The sequence below is a fragment of the Paraburkholderia sp. BR10882 genome (assembly GCF_040948855.1).
Lineage (GTDB): Bacteria > Pseudomonadota > Gammaproteobacteria > Burkholderiales > Burkholderiaceae > Paraburkholderia > Paraburkholderia nodosa_A.
This window is the reverse complement of sequence record NZ_JBFPKP010000008.1, coordinates 321351-337128: the sequence shown is the minus strand read 5'-3', so window position 1 is coordinate 337128 and position 15778 is coordinate 321351. Positions and strand designations below refer to the sequence as shown.

Here is a 15778-nt window from a genome sequence, read left to right as displayed (position 1 = left end):
CCGGATATGTCCGTACATACTGGATATCGGTCACATCTCCTCAATGCGGATAGGGGTAAACCCTTAAATTCCTGAGCGCTTCAGCCTCATCGATACGGCGAACCGATCGGCGGGATGCACACTCACCGACACTTCGAACGCCACGCCCGTCGAATCGATATAGCGGCGCACGATCTCCAGCGCCGCCGAACCGATGGGCATCTGAAGTCGCCCGGCCATCTCTTTCGTGACGTTCACGGCCTGGACGTTTTGCTGGATTTCAACGACACAGCGGCCGTAACGCGCCTCGATCAGCGAACTGATCAGCGTGTCAGGCGCTGCCTTCGCTTCCTCGGCAATCTCCGTGTAGGTCGGATCGATGTAGACATCCGTCCAGCCGACAGGCGGACGCGAACTGTCGCGTTCGATACGCAGGCTCGACACGCGCAGCCAGTGTGCACCTTCCTCGCATTGCAGAACCTTGGCGAGCTTGCCGGCCACGTTGACCTCTTCCACCGACTGGATGACCCGCAGATGTTCCGAGCCGAACTGCACGAGATCCTCGACTGAACCCAGTGAAGGACGGAAATCGTTCTTCGGCTGCGCCGACTCGACGCGCGTGCCGGCGTTCTTGCGCCGCGAGACTAATCCAAGCTGCTGAAGCTCGTTCAGTGCCGCGCGAATCGTATGCCGGCTCGTGTTGTACTGGTCGCGCAACTCCAGTTCGGTCGGCAGATAGGAGCCGACGGGAAAGCGGCCGCTGGCGATGCCTTCAGTCAGTTCGCGAGCGATGTCGGCGTAACGGGGTCTGTTCATGCTTTGCAAAGAAAGGCGACACCGGGATTGGTGGTCATCCAGGGTAAATCATAGCTTGAACGATATGTTCGAACATATTATCCTTAATATGTCCGGACATATCGCACGACGTGTCCGCTTATTGCACAACCGTCTTTGCTCGACTTAAGCCCTCGTTATGACTACCCGCACCGCTCCGCTTTCCAGCACCGTCTTCGATTCGATCCTGTTCCGTGACGCATTCGGTACCGCCAAAATGCGCGCCCTGTTTTCCGATCACGCGCTGGTGCAACGCTATATCGACGTCGAAGTGGCGCTCGCGAAAGCGGAAGCACGTGTTGGCGTGATTCCGGCTGAAGCAGCGGAAGTCATCGCGCGCGAGTCGATGATCGAGCACATCGACTTCGATCACATGCGCGAAGAGACGGATATCGTCGGCTATCCGATCCTTCCGCTCGTGCACCAGCTGGTCGGCATGTGCGGCGAAGCCGGCCGCTATGTGCACTGGGGCGCCACAACGCAGGACATCATGGATACCGCCGTCGCGCTCCAGGTTCGCGACGCGCTCGATTCGATCGATGCCGATATCCGCGAACTTCGCGGCATCCTCGTGGACCTGTCGAAGAAGCACCGCGACACGCCGATGGCGGGCCGCACGCATCTGCAGCAGGCGTTGCCCGTCACCTTCGGTTACAAGACCGCGATCTGGCTGGCGATGTTCGACCGCCATCAACAGCGCATTGCGCAACTGCGACCGCGCGTGGCCGTGGTCGAATTCGCGGGGGCGGCCGGCACGCTCGCATCGCTGGGCGACAAGGGCTTCGACGTGCAGAGTGCGCTTGCCGCCGAACTGCAACTAGGCGTGCCCGCGACGACCTGGCACGTCGCACGCGATGGCTTCGCCGAGGCCGTCAATCTGCTCGCGCTCGTCACTGGTTCGCTCGGCAAGATTGCAACTGACATCATGATCATGGCGTCCAACGAATTCGGCGAAGTGTACGAGCCGTTCGTCAAGGGTCGTGGCGCGAGCAGCACGATGCCGCAAAAGCGCAACCCCATTTCGAGCGAGCTGATGCTCGCCGCCGCAAAAGCCGTGCGACAGCAGGCCGGCCTGATGGTCGATGCGATGATCCAGGACTTCGAGCGCGCAACGGGACCGTGGCACGCGGAATGGATTGCGATTCCCGAAAGCTTCATCCTCGCTTCGGGTGCGCTCCATCAGGCGAAGTTCGCGCTGGGCGGACTCATCGTCGACACGGATCGCATGAAGCACAACCTGGGCATCAGCAAGGGGCTGATCGTCGCCGAAGCGGTGATGATGCAGATGGCGCCCTACACGGGACGCCAGCAGGCGCACGACATCGTCTACGACGCGTGCCGCACCGTGAACGAAAGCGGCGGCACACTGGCCGAAGCGCTGGCGGCACTGCCAGAAGTCACCCGGCATTTCGATCGCAACGAGATCGACGCGATGACCGATCCCGCCAACTATCTGGGCCTCGCGCCGCAAATGGTCGATCGCGCCATCGCGCTGTCGAGCGAGATCTGACGAACGCTGTCGAGGAGCCGCACCATGACCGACGACAACACATCACGTAACGGGTCAGTCGCGCCACCGCCAAAACGGCCGTGGTACCGCAAGCTGGGTATGCAGGTGCTGATTGCGCTTGCGCTCGGTATCGCAGTCGGACTGTTCTTTCCGAAGTTTGGCGCGCAGCTGAAAATCCTCGGCGATATTTTTCTTGCGCTGATCAAGGCCGGCGTCGCACCGCTCGTGTTTCTGACTATCGTGCATGGCATCGCATCGGCCGGCGACGTGAAGAGTGCGGGGCGCGTCGGCTGGCGCTCGATCGTGTACTTCGAGGTCGTGTCGACCATCGCCCTGGCCGTCGGCCTGCTGGCGGGCAATCTGCTGCAGACAGGCAAAGGCATGACGGCTGTCACACCTGGCGCGGTGCCTGTTATCGCGGCAAAGGCGGCGCCGCAAGGCTTCACCGAGTTCGTGATGCATCTGGTGCCCGACAACTTCATCGGCGCATTCGCGAAGGGCGAATTGCTTCAGGTCGTGGTGCTGGCCGTGATGGTCGGGATTGGTATCCTCGCGATTCCCGAAAGCCGCCGCGTGCGCATCAACGAAGGGCTCGATCTCATTTCGCAGGTGCTGTTCTCGTTCATCAATCTGGTGATGAAGCTCGCGCCGCTCGGCACCCTCGGCGCAGTAGCGTTCGCGGTTGGCAGCAACGGCACGGCCGTGCTGTTTGCGCTCGCGCAACTCGTGCTGAGTTTTTATGCGGTCGTTGTTCTGTTCATCGTCGTCGTGATGGGCGTCATCGCGAAGCTCGCGGGCTTCAGCATGTGGCGCTTCATGCGCTACATCAAGGATGAAATCCTGATCGTGCTCGGCACGGCATCGTCGGAAAGCGCGCTGCCACGCCTGCTCATCAAGCTCGAACGCCTCGGCTGCACGAAACAGACGGTGGGCCTCGTCCTGCCAACGGGTTATGCATTCAACCTGGACGGCACGTCGATCTTCATGTCGATGGGCGTCATGTTCATTGCTCACGCGTACAACGTGCCCATTACGATCGAACATCAGATCGGCATCCTGCTGCTCATGCTGCTGACGTCGAAAGGCGCCGCGACTGTTTCAGGCGGATCGTTCGTCGTGTTCGCGGCGACGGTCACGTCGACGGGCATTCTCCCCGTGGAAGGACTGGCTGTCATTTTCGGCGTGTACCGCTTCATGTCGATGGCAATCGCCACGTGCAACACGATCGGCAACAGCCTTGCTACCGTGGTGGTCGCGCGCTGGTCGGGCACATTCGACGCGGAAGTCGCGAAGCGTCATCTCTATCCCGAGCTTTTTCCTGAAGTCGCGGAAGCGGATGAGCGCGTGACCGACGGCGAACTTTCGCCCGAAAACCTCAAACAGGTGAATCCTCGTCCGGCTACGCTTCGATAACTCGAGTTAATCGAACACGCGGCATCGACGCATGTCGAAAGCGGCTGGCATCAGTTCGATCCAGCCGCTTTCCGCTTTCGAATGCGGAGTCGTTCGTTGACGCCTGATGTGCTCCGCCCTTTCATATTCGACCTGGAAACGCTCACCATGAATACGCGCACTGAATCGGATGCGTTCGGACCCGTGGATATTCCCGCGCATCGCTATTGGGGCGCGCAAACTCAGCGTGCGCTGGACGTGTTCGGCGCGGCGGAAGAGCGCTTTCCCGCCGCGCTGATTCACTCGTTCGGTTTGCAGAAACGTGCGGCCGCGCGCGCCAACCGCGGGTGCGGCGTCATTGATCCGCATCTCGCCGATGCAATCGAGGCAGCCGCCACGGAAGTGAGTGACGGGAAATGGGACGATCACTTTCCGCTGAGCATCTGGCAGACCGGCTCAGGGACGCAAACCAACATGAACGCGAACGAGGTCATCGCCAACCGCGCCAATGAACTGCTCGGCCAGCCGTTGGGGACGAAGTCGCCGGTCCATCCGAACGACCACGTCAATGCGTCACAGTCATCGAACGACAGCTTTCCGACCGTCATGCATGTGAGTGCCGCGCTTGAACTGACCGGGCGTCTCCGACCTGCGCTCGTATCGTTGCAGGCGTCGCTCGACGAACACGCACGCGCATTCGCCGATGTGGTGAAGATCGCGCGCACCCATCTCATGGATGCCGTACCGACGACGATGGGCCGCACTTTCGCCGCGTACGCCCATCAGATGGCAGCGGCGATTTCGCGCATCGACGCAGCATTGCCCCAGCTCATGATGCTTGCGCAGGGTGGCACGGCCGCAGGCACAGGACTGAATGCACCGGCGCAGTTCCCGGAGCGCTTCTGCGCAGAACTCGCTGCCAGCACGGGCCTGCCCTTTCGAACGCATCCACACGAGCTGGAGGGCATGGCGTCGCACGATGCGCTGGTCGATGTCTCGGGCGTACTCAATACGATTGCGACATCGCTTTTAAAGCTTGCCAATGACATTCGGCTACTTGGTTCGGGACCGCGCTGCGGGCTCGGCGAACTGATCGTCCCCGATGACGGCCTCACTTCGTCGATCATGCCAGGAAAGCGCAATCCGACGATCGCCGAAGTGCTGGTGCAGGCGTGCTTCCAGGCGATGGGCAATCACCAGACGGTGACGCTTGCCGGCGGTTCCGGCCTGTTCGAGTTGAACGTCGCGAAGCCGGTGCTGATCTACAACGTCCTGCAGTCGATACGCGTCCTGACCGATGCATGTCGAAACTTCGACGAACGCGTCGTAAGGGGACTTCAGGTCGACAGGACGCAACTTGCTAGGAACGTGGAAAACGCACTGTTGTCGGTGACAGCGCTCAATCCGGTGCTCGGCTATGATGCCGTCGCGCGGATCACTGCCCTCGCGCTGCGCGAAGGCATTACGCCGCGTGCTGCGGCGCTGTCGCTCGACATCATCGACGCGGACCAGTACGACAGGATCGTCGATCCCGCGCGGCTGGCGAAGGCTGAATAGCACTACAGGGGGCTCGCACGAAGGTCGCGTTTGTACGCGGCCGTCCTCGAACGCCTCAAATCCGACCCACTCCGGTCGACAGGGCGACGATCGCTACCCGGATCTCGTTGGCATCGCCCAGCATGGAACCGTTTGAGCAGGCAGCAAGCTCTCCAAGATTGCCGAGCAGGGCGGCGATGCCGAGGAGGATCTCATGTACCGCTCGTCGTCTGGGGCAAAGGTATCTCAAACGAGATCGTCGACGACCGCGTCCAGACGACGCAGATCGCGCCGACAATCCTCAGGTTGCTGGGGCTCAAGCCAAGCGAACTCGATGCTGTGAAGATGGAGCAGACGCAGGTGCTGCCGGACTTGCACTGACAGAATATGCCGACGCACCACCTGAAATGATGGCGATTCCGGAGGTTTCTTTGTGAAGCTTCCCGAATGAGCCATCGCACGCGGCAAGCAAACGCCCAAGACAGGGTGTCAAGGCGCAACCCCGACCAATGACGCGCCAATCCGTTATTTACGGTTAGTGGCGGCTTTCGGAGGTGGATCAGCCGCTTGGGTGACCATTTGATCGCTCGGGCGAATGTCAGGAACTGGCCGGAGCCCGACGACCGAGCACAAGGATGATCTCCGGCGTACGCTCGATGCGGAATGCATATCCCGACCCAGAGCCGCCGGTCATTGCTCTACAAAGCGGCCATTCATCGAAAATCAGTTGCGCCGCGCGATTCCCTATTTTTTCTAGAAAATGCTTTGAAACACTACTAAGATCAGCAGACGAGCCAGCCTCGACATCAATTTTTCGGAGATCCTTTGAAAGCGAAAAGCAAGTTTATCTTTTTACCCGAAGACAACGCTCCGCAATCAGTTCGAGCCGCAGTCGCTGTCTATTGGCTTGCATTTTCAGTTTCGCTCCTGCGAATCGTTACTGGAGTGGGCATTCCGCCTTTCAATACTATCAGCGAAAGAGAAGCGGAAATCACGTTGCTTGGGCTGCTTTCCACATTTTTTATATTTTACGCATTCACCATTATGCGGATTTCGGCTGGAAAGATTTGGGCAAGGAACCTTGCACTTTTCGTTACGACATTCCTCGTCGCAACAACCATCTATCATCTGTTTGCGGACGGACTATCTTCCCAGCTGAACAACGTTGTGGGTTTGATAAGCATTGCCGTAGAAACTGTTGCCGGGTTACTTTTGCTGACCTCGGGAAGTGCCGCGTGGTTCAAATCACGGATCGGCTAACCCAACATGCTCTGTCAGGCCTACCCTCCACGTCAACGTCTTTCTCGATTCGCGCCACGAGCGCAGTGTCGCGCCTACCCGTTGTATCGATACGTCGGGCGATAAGGCTTGAAAGATGGAAAGTTGAGCCAGTTGATTTTTTTCTCTTCTACATACCGGCGAAACGCGGCCAAGTCCTGTGCGACGGTCGCGTAGCTCAGCATTTCGGGCGCGTGTTTGCCCACGAGTCTGTCGATTATCCATAGATTTGCCTCTAACCAAGGCGAGCCGTCAGCGTTCCGAACGACAGGGAAAAGAGGGAAAGTATATGGCGACCAGCTAGGTTTGTTGTCGTGGCGCCTGCGCGTGATCCTGTCAACATCGCCCACCGGCCTCGTGTAATAAGTGAAGGTCCCACCGTTTTCCGCGGGAATGTCGACCTGAGTTGCGTTTTCTCCGGGACCGCCGGCTAGTTCAGTAAGGGATAGCTCTGGCAATGTTATTTTATTTGCTGCGTTTGTCATTTCTTCTAGTGGCTACGCAAGTGGATGTGCTGCTTCCTTGTTTATGTGGCGTCCATTTTATCTAGACTTACACATCTACGGAATAACTTGCAAACTTGCACATAGACAGTCGGTGATCAGGCAGCCGTATTCGCATTCGGCCAGCGCTTCGAGCGCCTTCGCACCGTCGTCGACGACGTCGCAAGCGAACCCGATCAACGCCAGTTGATGGCGGATCAGCTCCTGATTCACCGGATGGTCCTCTGCCACGAGGATGAGGCGGCTAGCAGCGCGTTCCTGCTCGCGATCGGGCGCCGGGAGTGTGGTTTCGACATCGGCGGCAGGACGTGACGGGCTGGCAGCCTTGACCGGCAGCCCCGCCAGCGCCAGCGCGCAAACGGCGCTCAAGCCCCGCCAGGATAACGGGTTGACGCTCACGCGCACGCCGCTCTCGACGACGCGATAACCGCTTGGCTTCGGGTTGTCCGTCAGACAAAGCACAGGCACAGGCACACCGAGTTTGCCCAACTGCTCGGCCAGCGCTTCCGACACGAACACCAGATCGGCCTTGTCCGCGCTTACGGCGCGGGCGAGCTCCGCTGGCGCGGCGCGACGCATTTCCATACCGAGCGCCGAGCCAAAATGCATCAATGCGGCGGCGATGCTCGCGTCCTCGCACGCCACGAGCGTGCGCTTGCCGCGCAGCCCGGCGGCCGTGCCGCTACGCACTTCCACGGGCAATTCGATATGCAGCGTCAGACAGGTGCCGCGATCGACTTCGCTCTTCAGTTCGAGCGTGCCGCCCATCAGCGCCGCGAGCTTGCGGCAGATCGTGAGGCCGAGCCCTGTGCCGCCGAAGCGTCGCGTGGTGGAAGTCTCGGCCTGCACGAACGGCTCGAAGAGCTGCGCCTGCGCTTCGGGCGCAATGCCGATGCCAGTGTCGGCCACCGCGATCGACAGCCGCTGGCTGGCAGGCGCGCCTCCGCGGACGCCGATATCGCATGCGCGAAAGTGCACGCTCACTTCGCCTGCTGGCGTGAACTTGATCGCATTGCTGAGGAGATTGAAGAGGATCTGCCGTAGCCGCACACTATCGCCGCGCAACTGCACCGCGACGTCCGGCTCCACATCCACGCGCACGATTCGCGCGGCGTCAAACGCGGCAAGCACAGGTCGGAAGGTCCGCCGGCGGCCGCGAGTTCGCGCTCGATGGCCGGGCTGAGATGGGCGAGACCCTGGGCGGCGCCGCGCACGATGGCTGCGAGATCGTCCATCGGCCCGGTTTTGCGCAACATGGCGACCACGCCCGCGTGCGCCACTGCGCGCAGGAGGACGGCGTTCGCAACCCCGGTCAGCACGACCACGGCGATATGCGGCCAGGCGCGGCGCAAACGCTGCGCGAGGCGCAGGCCGTCCTCCGCTTCGCCGGAGACAGGCGGCATAGTGAGGTCAGTGATCACCACGTCGCATGGGACGGCTTCGAGCGTCTGCAACAACTCTCGCGCACCGCACGCTTGCCCCACGACCTCGATATCGTCTGCTGCAAGGAGCACCGAGCGAACGCCGAGCAGAACGAATGGATGATCGTCGGCAAGGACGATACGTAGCTTCACACTGAATCTCCTTCGAGGCGGATCTGCGTGGAAGCGATGCGCCGCATGAGCGCATCGGCAACCAGCAACATCGACAAGGTGTTCATCTGACCATTGAAAGGCCGCCGTCGAAATCGGAGATTTCCGAAACGTTAAATATGGCTTGTGTTCCGTACGGTCAAATCGCGGCGCGCGCGCGAGTGCGTTGTCGAGGCTCGCCAGTGCGCATCGCGTCGCTGCGCTCGCGCGGCGCCGCGAATGCGGGCCATGCCAGCGCGGCGCAGAGCGCGGCCGCCGCCCAGACCGCCGGCCACCCGAACCACGACAACAGCAGCGGGATCGCCGAAGGCGCGACGAAGAACGCAAGGAATGCGCCGGTATTGCCCATGGCGAGTGCGGTTCCCACGCGACCGTTGCCCGCGAGCGTCGCGAGTTCGGTGAAGGCAACGCCATGCCAGGCGGAAGCGGCGATACCGCCTAGCACGATCACCACGGCAAGCAGGGTGACGAACGCTGCGCTTGCGCGATGCGCTGGCGACGCAAAAGCCGTCAACGCGGCAAGCACGACGAACAGCGCGACGGTGAGCGCCGCGCAACCGCGCAGCCAGATGCGCCGGTCGCCGTGCCGGTCTGTCCAACGGCCGCCGTACACACGCATGAAGGCCGCGCCGCCCTGCACGGCCGCAAGCGTCGCGCTGACTGCGGCGGTACCCGCATGGCCGACGTCATGCAGGAAAATGCTCGCGAACGAGAGCACCGCCACCTGGGGAATGCACAGCACGCCAATGCCGGTCACCATGCGCCACACGGTGACGCTGCGCAGCGGTGAGACGGCGCGTTGTGCCTGTCCGAGCGCTTCGTGAGCGACGAGTGGCGCCTGCGCGGCATCCTGTTCGTGCGCGGGTTCATGCAACCAGACGATCGTCAGCACGGTGGAGACCACACACATCGCCGCGAGCGCGCCGTACACGGCTGCGAATCCCGCATGCTCGGCGAGCGCGGGCAGCACGAGCGCTCCCAGCCCGCCGCCGGTTGGCACGGCCGTTTGGCGGATGCTCATCGCGAGGCCGCGCTCGTGGGTGGCGAACCACGCCATCACCGCACGCCCGCTCGAGCCGTTCACGCTTCCGCCAAGCAGGCCGAGCGCGAGCAGGCCTACCGCGAGCACCGTGCCGCTGGGCGTGTGCGTGCCCGCCGGTGCGCCCCAGAGCGCCATCGCGACGAGGGCGAGCGCTGTCGTGGAGAGCCCCGTGAGCAACACGCGCCGGTCGCCCCAGCGATCCGTCAGGAGTCCCCAGGGAAGCTCGCTCAGCACGATGCCCAGTCCCAGCATGCCGAGCACGACACCCAGTTCCCCGGTACCGATACGGTAATCCGACCGGATCAAGACGCCCGTTGCGGGAATGCCGCCGAGCGCTGCCGCAAAACTCGCGTTGGCCGCCACGCCCACCGCGAGCACTTTCCAGCGGTGTGCCGCGCCCCGCGTCGTACTGCGTCCCATGATGATCTCCAGAAAACGGTTGACTGAGGGCATCGTAGAGGCGCACCATCTATCGGAAAAGCGGGAAATTCCAATCCGTATATTCGGAATTTCCGAATCATGGAATTGCATGAAACGCATCTGATCAAGCCGAATCAATGAACGCACGCGGTTTCGATCTCGCGCAGTTGCGCACGTTTATCGCCGTGACAGAAGCGGGCAGTGTCTCCGCGGGTGCCGAGCGGGTGTTCCTCTCGCAGTCGTCGGTGAGCGAACAGCTCAAGAAGCTCGAAGAGCGCGTCGGCCAGCCGCTTTTCGTGCGCAGCAAGCAGGGCATGTCCGCCACACCCGCGGGCGCGAAGCTGCTCGACCACGCGCGCCGCATCGTCGCGCTTTGCGACGCCGCCTTCGACGACATGCTCGGCCGCACGCTCGACGGCGAAGTACGCATTGCGATCACGGACTATTACCGGCCACACGACGTCGCCGAGATCATCCGGCGCTTCGCGGTCCAGCATCCGCGCCTGCGTCTGCATGTGACCGTGCTGCCGAGCGCCGTGATCGACGGCAGCGCCGAAGATAACGCCTACGACATCGGCTTGTCGCTGCGGCTGGTGGAGGAAGGCCGCAGCACGCACAAGAGCACGTCGATACGGCGCGAAAAACTGGTGTGGGTGGGCGCGACGCAAACGCTGCGCGAGCGGCCCGCGCTCACGCCGCCCTGGCCGCTCGTGCTGCTGCCGGCGACCTGCCAGTTGCAGCGCCGTGTCGTGAGGTTGCTCGACGAAGCGCGCATGCCCTATCTGATTTCGCATTCGGCTTCGGGCGTGGCCGGGCTGCAGCTCGCGCTCAAGGCGGGGCTGGGAATCTCGTGTCTGAACGAGTCGTCGATCGGCGAAGGACTGATGCCCTGCCCGGCTTCATTCGGCTTGCCTGCACTGCCCGCGGCCGAATTTCATTTGCTGCCGGGCCGGCCGGGCGAGTCCGCGCACGTGACGAACGCGCGCGCGGCGCTCGCGCAACTGCTCGCTTGAGTTCAGGCGCTTTAGCCTGCGGCCTGAACCAGTTCGGCAAAGCGCAGCAGGTCGACGTTGCCCCCGGAGATGAGCACGCCCACGCGCTTGCCGCGCACGTCCACCTTGCCGTGCAGCACCGCCGCCGCCGCGAGGCAGCCGGTGGGTTCGACCACGAGCTTCATGCGGCTCGCGAAGAACTTCATCGTATCGACGAGTTCCGCGTCGCTCACCGTGACGATCTCGCTCACGCGCTCGCGAATCACCGCGAAGGTCAGGTTGCCGAGATGCTGGGTTTGCGCGCCGTCGGCAAGGGTCTTCGGCGTGTCGATGTGGACAATCTCGCCCAACTGCAGGCTGCGCTGACCGTCGTTGCCGGCCTCGGGCTCGACGCCGATCACCGTGCACGCGGGCGAGAGCGCATGCGCGGCGGTCGCACAGCCCGACAGCAGCCCGCCCCCGCCAAGCGGCGTGAGCAGCATGTCGAGCTCGCCCGTTTCCTCGAACAACTCCTTGGCGGCCGTGCCCTGCCCGGCCATCACGAGAGCGTGGTCGTACGGCGGAATGAGCGTGAGGCCGCGCTCGGCCGCAAGCCGTTTGCCGAGTGCCTCGCGGTCCTCGGTATAGCGATCGTAAAAGACGACCTCGCCGCCATAGCCGCGCGTGGCCTCGACCTTCACGGCGGGCGCGTCGTGCGGCATGACGATCACGGCCTTCACGCCGAGCAGACGCGCCGACAGCGCGATCGCCTGCGCATGGTTGCCCGACGAAAACGTGATCACGCCGCCCGCCTTCTGCTGCGGCGTGAACTGCGCGATCGCGTTATAGGCGCCGCGGAACTTGAACGCGCCCATGCGCTGCAGGTTCTCGCATTTGAAGAAAAGCTGCGCGCCCGTGCGTTCGTTCGCGGTGCTGGAAGTCAGAACCGGCGTGCGGTGCGCGACGCCACGCAGGCGTTCGTGGGCGGCGGCGACGTCTTCGAAGGTAATAGGCAGAGTGCTCATGGTCGTTCTTCGGCTGGCAGGTAGGTGTAGACGGTCGAGCGCGCCACGCCGAGCGTGGTGGCCACGTCGGCGAGCGCATGACGCAGGTTCAGCATTCCGTTTGTCGCGAGCTCGCGCACGGCCTCACGGCGCTGCGCGAGCGTCATGCCGATCGGTGTGGTGTTGCGCGTGGCAGCGAAGCGTTCGAGCGCCTCGCGCACACAGCCCACGCCGCGCGGTGCGAGCGTTTCGGCGACGGGCGCAGCCGCGCTCGTCTGGATCAGCTGGCCGAGGCCCGCCGTCACCGCGCCGATCAGCGACACATCCATGTTCAGGCAGAGGGCCGCGACGTACTCGCCCGCGCTGTTCTTCAGGCCGATGGATGTGCTCTTGGCCGGACGCCCGTCGGGAAAGCGGTTCGGATAGTTGGCCACGACTTCGGGAAAGCCGGAGTCGGTGATGCGCGCGAGGCCCATTTCGGTGGCGGCGTCGCCGACTTGCCGTCCTGACAAATTGTTCGCGATCGCCACGACCGAGTGCTCGGGCCGCGTGAGGTCGTGCAGCACGACCTCGACGAGCGGCGCGAGCGTCTGCCCGAGCGCCGCGACGATCTTCTCGCCTTCGCGCAGGAGCAGCGCATTTTCGTCAGTGGAAAGGCCGGAACGGGTTTTTCGGGTTGGCATCATGATATTGGACATTTTGACAGTTAATGACTGAATGTCAATCGCTTGAACAGATCGCTCGGAAGTGCCGTGCATGGCCGCCCGAGACGCGAAAAAAAACCCCGCCCGAAGGCGAGGTCAATCAGACACGAAGAAACACGACTCACTGCATTGCTGCTCAGACCGTGAAGCGTTCGCTCACGAACTGCGTGGACGGCACGCGTGCGCGCGCCGCCACCGCCTGCGCGGCGCTCACCATCGCGGGCGGACCGCAAACGTAGAGTTCGGGCGCCGCGCCAGCGTCTGCCAACGCGGCGGCGAGCGCGTCGACAGGGGTGCTGTGCGAGCCCTGCCAGCCATCGCCCGCTTCGCGCACGCAAAGCTCGACATGCAGTTGCGGCAACGCCTCCCGAAGTGCGTCCAGTTCGTCGAGCAGGAAAAGTTCGCTCTCGCGATTCACGCCGTAGAAGAGCCGCGCGTCGTTCATTTCCCCGAATTCGGCCATGCGGCGCAGCATCGAGAGCACGGGCGCGAGACCCGTGCCGCCCGCCACGAACCAGCGCGGGCGCAGACTGTCGGCGATCAAACCGAAGCCGCCCTGCGGGCCGTGAACGGTGAGCACGTCGCCCGGCTGCGCCCGCTCGCGCAGATACGCCGAAAACTCGCCTTGCGGCCGCAGCCGGATCAGGAACTCGAGACGCCCCTCCCAGTTGCTCGTGTTGGCAAGCGAGAACGGGCGCTTCACGCCGCCCTTCGGCAGCTCCAGCTCCGCGAACTGGCCCGCTTCGAACTCGGCGGCGCTGCCGCTCGTGTCGTCGGCGTCGAGCAGCAGTTCGAGACGGCGCGTGTCGTCGGCGATCGTGTCCAGCGCGGCGATGCGCGCCGTGCGCGCGGCAACCGGCTGCAGCAGCACCTTCGTGCCGTCGTACGGCGCGGCGACGCGCAAGTCGGCCGAAGGTCTCGTGCGGCACAGCAGAACCGCGTGCGGGTCGCCGGACGGCAACGCGTCCGCACTGTGGTCGCCAAGCGTGTACGCGCCTTCAGTCACGGTGGCGTGGCACGCGCCGCAGCTGCCGCGCCGGCACTGCGAGGGCAGCGTGATATCCGCCGCCGCCGCCGCGCTCAGCACGTCCTGCCCCGGCTCGCACGCGAAACCGAACGCCTGGCCGTCGCGCGTGGTGAGCTCGATTTGATAACTCATGACGTTCTCACCCGCGCTCAAGCGGCCTTGCGTGCGAGCGCCGCGGCGAGGTCCGCTTGCGCCTCGCCGATCGGCGAAATGCCGAACTGCTCGACGAGGATGTCGAGGACATTCGGCGTGAGGAAGGCGGGCAACGTCGGTCCGAGATGGATGTTGCGCAGGCCGAGCGCGAGCAGCGTGAGCAGCACCGCGGCGGCCTTCTGCTCGAACCACGACACCACGAGTGTGAGCGGCAGATCGTTCACCCCGCAGTCGAAGGCCTTCGAGAGCGCGATCGCGATCTGGATCGCCGAATAGCTGTCGTTGCACTGGCCCAGATCGAGCAGGCGCGGAATGCCGCCGATGTCGCCGAACTGGTGACGGTTGAAGCGGTACTTGTTGCAACCGAGCGTCATGACGACGGTGTCGCCGGGCGCACCCTGCGCGAACTCGGTGTAGTAGTTGCGGCCCGGCGCGGCGCCGTCGCAGCCGCCGATCAGGAAGAAGTGGCGGATCTGTCCGGCCTTCACCGCGTCGATCACCTTGTCGGCCACGCCGAGCACCGTGTTGCGCGCAAAGCCGATGGTGATGGTTTCCTTCGGCGTCGTTTCGCGGAAGCCCGGCAGCGCGAGCGCGGCCTGCACGACCGGCGCGAACGCGTGATGCTCGAGATGGCGCACGCCGGCCCAGCCTACCGGGCCCGTCGTAAAGATGCGCTGGCGGTACTGCGGCAGCGGCTCGATCAGGCAGTTGGAGGTCATCAGGATCGGGCCGGGGAAATGAGCGAAGTCCGATTGCTGGTGCTGCCATGCGCCGCCGTAGTTGCCTGCCAGATGCGGATAAGCCTTGAGCTTCGGGTAAGCATGCGCGGGCAGCATTTCTCCGTGCGTGTAAATCTGCACGCCGGTGCCCTGGGTGGCTTCGAGCAGCGCCTCCAGATCGCCGAGGTCGTGGCCCGAAACCAGGATGGCTTTGCCCGCCGCGGGCGTCACGCGCACGGCAGTGGGTTCGGGCATGCCGAAGCGGCCCGTGTTTGCCGCATCGAGCAGTTCCATGACCTTGAGGTTCAGGTTGCCGAGCGCGAGCGCATGTTCAAGAAGATCGCCGGCCTGCGTGGGTTCGCTCGCGAGAAACACGAGCGCCGCCTCCACGCCCGTGTAGACCTCTTCGCTCTCGTATCCGAGCACGCGCGCGTGATGAGCGTAGGCACACACGCCTTTGAGGCCGTAGAGCACGAGGGCGCGCAAGCCCACAACGTCCTCGCCTACCTTCGGCAGCCCGGCCTTGATGCCGACGAGCGCGGCCTGCGCCTGCAGTTCGGCGAGATCGTTGCCCGGTTGCCAGAGCGCGGCGCCGCCCGGTGGCGCAACGGCGACGCCTTGCGCGAGCGCGAGCGCCTCGCAGGTCGACTTCACGCGATCGCGGTGTTGCGCCGCCTCGCGCAGCATCGCCACGAATCGGCTGGCGTTGAAATTGACGTTGGTGAGCGTTGTGAACAGCGCGTAGAGCATGAAGCGGTCGGCTTCGCGATCGGGGCTGCCGAGGCCGCGCGCGAGCGCGCCATACTGTGCAATGCCCTTGGCCGCGTAGATCAGCAGGTCCTGCAGATCCGCAGTCGTGGCGTCCTTGCCGCAGTTGCCCTTGGCCGAGGCGCAGCCCGGTATGGCCTGGGCGCGGTCGGTCTGTTCACATTGATAGCAAAACACGGCTTTCTCCTTTTCCTTGTGGGGTGACGGCGCGAGCCGTCTTGTAAGATGCAAAATCAATGCATCTTTTAAATGGTCGCGCGCCGGCGGGAGTTTTGCCGTGACAAAAATCAGAAAACGTGTCGCTTGAAGCGGAGAATTGACTGTGTGCGCGAAAACGTCGCAGCGG

The 15778-nt window shown here is 63.4% G+C and carries 12 protein-coding genes and 1 pseudogene; 5 read left to right on the top strand and 8 right to left on the bottom strand.

Translation table 11 applies throughout. The features are described from left to right. Positions 1-63: 63 nt before the first annotated feature. Positions 64-795, bottom strand: a complete 732-nt coding sequence (locus AB3X99_RS22275) for a GntR family transcriptional regulator (protein WP_368618146.1) — start codon at positions 793-795, stop codon at positions 64-66. A gap of 157 nt (positions 796-952) precedes the next feature. Here AB3X99_RS22275 and AB3X99_RS22270 point away from each other — a divergent pair, with 157 nt between their 5' ends. From AB3X99_RS22270 to AB3X99_RS22255, 4 genes are all read left to right on the top strand, one after another. Beyond that, on the top strand, positions 953-2323 hold the full coding sequence (locus tag AB3X99_RS22270; protein WP_368618145.1) for an adenylosuccinate lyase family protein: 1371 nt from the start codon (positions 953-955) through the stop codon (positions 2321-2323). Positions 2324-2347: 24 nt separating this feature from the next. Further along, entirely contained in the window at positions 2348-3736 is a 1389-nt protein-coding gene (locus AB3X99_RS22265; RefSeq protein WP_368618144.1) for a cation:dicarboxylase symporter family transporter, read from the top strand. 147 nt (positions 3737-3883) lie between these two features. Beyond that, on the top strand, positions 3884-5272 hold the full coding sequence (locus AB3X99_RS22260) for a class II fumarate hydratase (protein WP_368618143.1): 1389 nt from the start codon (positions 3884-3886) through the stop codon (positions 5270-5272). 804 nt (positions 5273-6076) lie between these two features. Continuing rightward, positions 6077-6511, top strand: coding sequence for a hypothetical protein (locus AB3X99_RS22255; RefSeq protein ID WP_368618142.1), 435 nt, complete (start codon positions 6077-6079; stop codon positions 6509-6511). 578 nt (positions 6512-7089) lie between these two features. Here the strand turns inward: AB3X99_RS22255 and AB3X99_RS22250 are convergent. The 3 genes and pseudogenes from AB3X99_RS22250 to AB3X99_RS22240 all read right to left on the bottom strand — a co-directional run bounded on the left by AB3X99_RS22250 (position 7090) and on the right by AB3X99_RS22240 (position 10086). Next, positions 7090-8163, bottom strand: coding sequence for an ATP-binding protein (locus AB3X99_RS22250; protein WP_368618141.1), 1074 nt, complete (start codon positions 8161-8163; stop codon positions 7090-7092). Between the two features lie 140 nt (positions 8164-8303). Then, a pseudogene (locus tag AB3X99_RS22245) lies at positions 8304-8546 on the bottom strand (response regulator); the annotation flags it as partial. A gap of 217 nt (positions 8547-8763) precedes the next feature. After that, positions 8764-10086: an MFS transporter gene (locus AB3X99_RS22240; protein WP_368618140.1), complete on the bottom strand. Its 1323-nt coding sequence runs from the start codon at positions 10084-10086 to the stop codon at positions 8764-8766. 137 nt (positions 10087-10223) lie between these two features. On the opposite strand from AB3X99_RS22240, the gene AB3X99_RS22235 reads away from it, so the two are divergent. After that, positions 10224-11099 (top strand): LysR family transcriptional regulator, encoded by an 876-nt coding sequence (locus AB3X99_RS22235; RefSeq protein WP_368618139.1) that lies wholly within the window; start codon positions 10224-10226, stop codon positions 11097-11099. 11 nt (positions 11100-11110) lie between these two features. On the opposite strand, the gene AB3X99_RS22230 is transcribed toward AB3X99_RS22235, so the two are convergent. The 4 genes from AB3X99_RS22230 to hcp form a co-directional block, all read right to left on the bottom strand. After that, complete coding sequence (locus tag AB3X99_RS22230) at positions 11111-12082, bottom strand: threo-3-hydroxy-L-aspartate ammonia-lyase (protein ID WP_368618138.1); 972 nt, start codon at positions 12080-12082, stop codon at positions 11111-11113. Further along, complete coding sequence (locus AB3X99_RS22225) at positions 12079-12747, bottom strand: PAS domain-containing protein (RefSeq protein ID WP_324162487.1); 669 nt, start codon at positions 12745-12747, stop codon at positions 12079-12081. The genes AB3X99_RS22230 and AB3X99_RS22225 overlap by 4 nt, the downstream gene beginning before the upstream one ends. Positions 12748-12901: 154 nt before the next feature. Then, complete coding sequence (locus AB3X99_RS22220; protein ID WP_368618137.1) at positions 12902-13924, bottom strand: 2Fe-2S iron-sulfur cluster binding domain-containing protein; 1023 nt, start codon at positions 13922-13924, stop codon at positions 12902-12904. Between the two features lie 17 nt (positions 13925-13941). Further along, entirely contained in the window at positions 13942-15609 is a 1668-nt protein-coding gene (gene hcp / locus AB3X99_RS22215) for a hydroxylamine reductase (protein WP_368618136.1), read from the bottom strand. Positions 15610-15778 lie beyond the last annotated feature (169 nt).

Coding starts and splice junctions, on each gene's coding strand:
- AB3X99_RS22275 (WP_368618146.1), bottom strand. CDS start 795: ATGAACAGACCCCGTTACGCCGACATCGCTCGCGAACTGACTGAAGGC.
- AB3X99_RS22270 (WP_368618145.1), top strand. CDS start 953: ATGACTACCCGCACCGCTCCGCTTTCCAGCACCGTCTTCGATTCGATC.
- AB3X99_RS22265 (WP_368618144.1), top strand. CDS start 2,348: ATGACCGACGACAACACATCACGTAACGGGTCAGTCGCGCCACCGCCA.
- AB3X99_RS22260 (WP_368618143.1), top strand. CDS start 3,884: ATGAATACGCGCACTGAATCGGATGCGTTCGGACCCGTGGATATTCCC.
- AB3X99_RS22240 (WP_368618140.1), bottom strand. CDS start 10,086: ATGGGACGCAGTACGACGCGGGGCGCGGCACACCGCTGGAAAGTGCTC.
- AB3X99_RS22235 (WP_368618139.1), top strand. CDS start 10,224: ATGAACGCACGCGGTTTCGATCTCGCGCAGTTGCGCACGTTTATCGCC.
- AB3X99_RS22230 (WP_368618138.1), bottom strand. CDS start 12,082: ATGAGCACTCTGCCTATTACCTTCGAAGACGTCGCCGCCGCCCACGAA.
- AB3X99_RS22225 (WP_324162487.1), bottom strand. CDS start 12,747: ATGATGCCAACCCGAAAAACCCGTTCCGGCCTTTCCACTGACGAAAAT.
- AB3X99_RS22220 (WP_368618137.1), bottom strand. CDS start 13,924: ATGAGTTATCAAATCGAGCTCACCACGCGCGACGGCCAGGCGTTCGGT.